This is a genomic window from Falsiroseomonas oryzae (genome assembly GCF_027856955.1).
GTDB classification, from domain to species: Bacteria; Pseudomonadota; Alphaproteobacteria; order Acetobacterales; family Acetobacteraceae; genus Falsiroseomonas; species Falsiroseomonas oryzae.
In genome coordinates, this window is the sequence record NZ_JAPSMD010000815.1 from 1 (window position 1) to 1,240 (window position 1,240).

Here is a 1,240-nt window from a genome sequence, read left to right on the forward strand (position 1 = left end):
TGGGGGCGCAGGTCGCGGGTTTCGCGGGTAGCGTGCTGGCCACCGCCAGCCGCCGCACCGGCGCCGCCGCGACCGAGGCGCTGGCCGGCACGCTCGCCGCCGTGCCGCACCGGCTGCACCGCTGGGGCGGGGAGGGAGCGAACCCGCTGCTCGGCTTCATGGCCTGGGCCGACGCGCTGGTCGTCACCGGCGACTCGGTTTCCATGCTGTCGGAAGCGCTGGTGACGGCCGTGCCGATCTTCGTCGCGCCGATCGGCGGGGAGGGGCGACGGCACCGCGCATTGCACGAAAGCCTTTACGCCGCTGGCCAGGCGCGGCCGCTGGACGCCGCGCCGGCACCCTTTGACCGGGCGCCGCTCGACGAGACCGGGCGCATCGCCGCCGAGATCCGCGCGCGGGGGCTGCTTGGCCGCTAGTCTGACGCCATGGCGCGACCGGGCGGGCCGCTTCTCCCCGCTGCGGCTGTCGCTGCTGGTTGCGCTGTGCGCGCCGGCGTTGGTGCTGCAAGCAATGCTGGCCGCCGGCGCGCTGGGCGCCGAGCCCTGGAAGGCCGCGACGCGCGAGGCCGGCAGCCACGCCGCCCATATCCTGCTGATCAGCCTGGCCGTGACGCCGCTGCGCCATCTCGCGGACTGGCAGAAGGCGGTGACGTTGCGGCGCATGGTCGGGCTGGCGGCACTGGCCTACGCATTGCTGCATCTGGTTCTCTATGCCGGGCACCTGGCCTGGGACCTGCTCGCGGTCGCCTCGGAGATCGCGAAGCGCGTCTACCTGACGCTCGGCTTCGTGGTGCTGGTGGGGCTCTGCGTGCTGGGGTGGACCTCGACGGATGGCTGGCAGGCGCGGCTCGGGCGGCGCTGGAAGCGGCTGCACCGCAGGGTCTACCTGCTGGCCGCCGGCGCCGTGCTGCACGCCTTCCTGCAGTCCCGCGCGCGCGCGGATACGGCGGTACTGATGGCCGGGTGCTGGCTGTGGCTGATGGGCTGGCGGTTGCTGCCTGGGCAGTGGCGGGCGCATCCGGCCGGGCTGGCGCTGCTGGCCGTGGCGGCGGCGCTGGGCGCGGCCCTGGTCGAGTATGCCTGGTACGCCGCGGCGACCAGCCTGCCGGCGGGGCGCATCCTGGCGGCGAATCTCGACACCGGGGCGGGGTTGCGCCCGGCCCACACGGTGCTGCTGATGGGGCTGGGCGTCGCCGCGGTGCCCTGGGTGCGGCGCGCGGCGCGCCGCCCGGCTCGGCGTG

Annotated in this window: 2 protein-coding genes; both read left to right on the forward strand. The window is 75.5% G+C overall.

What is annotated here, in order from left to right; all coding sequences use genetic code 11:
• Window positions 1-416 (forward strand): ELM1/GtrOC1 family putative glycosyltransferase (locus OZN99_RS31925; protein ID WP_270939207.1); only part of this gene is annotated, 416 nt, incomplete at its 5' end.
• Window positions 406-1,240 (forward strand): protein-methionine-sulfoxide reductase heme-binding subunit MsrQ (locus tag OZN99_RS31930; protein WP_270939208.1); only part of this gene is annotated, 835 nt, incomplete at its 3' end. The genes OZN99_RS31925 and OZN99_RS31930, both read left to right, overlap by 11 nt.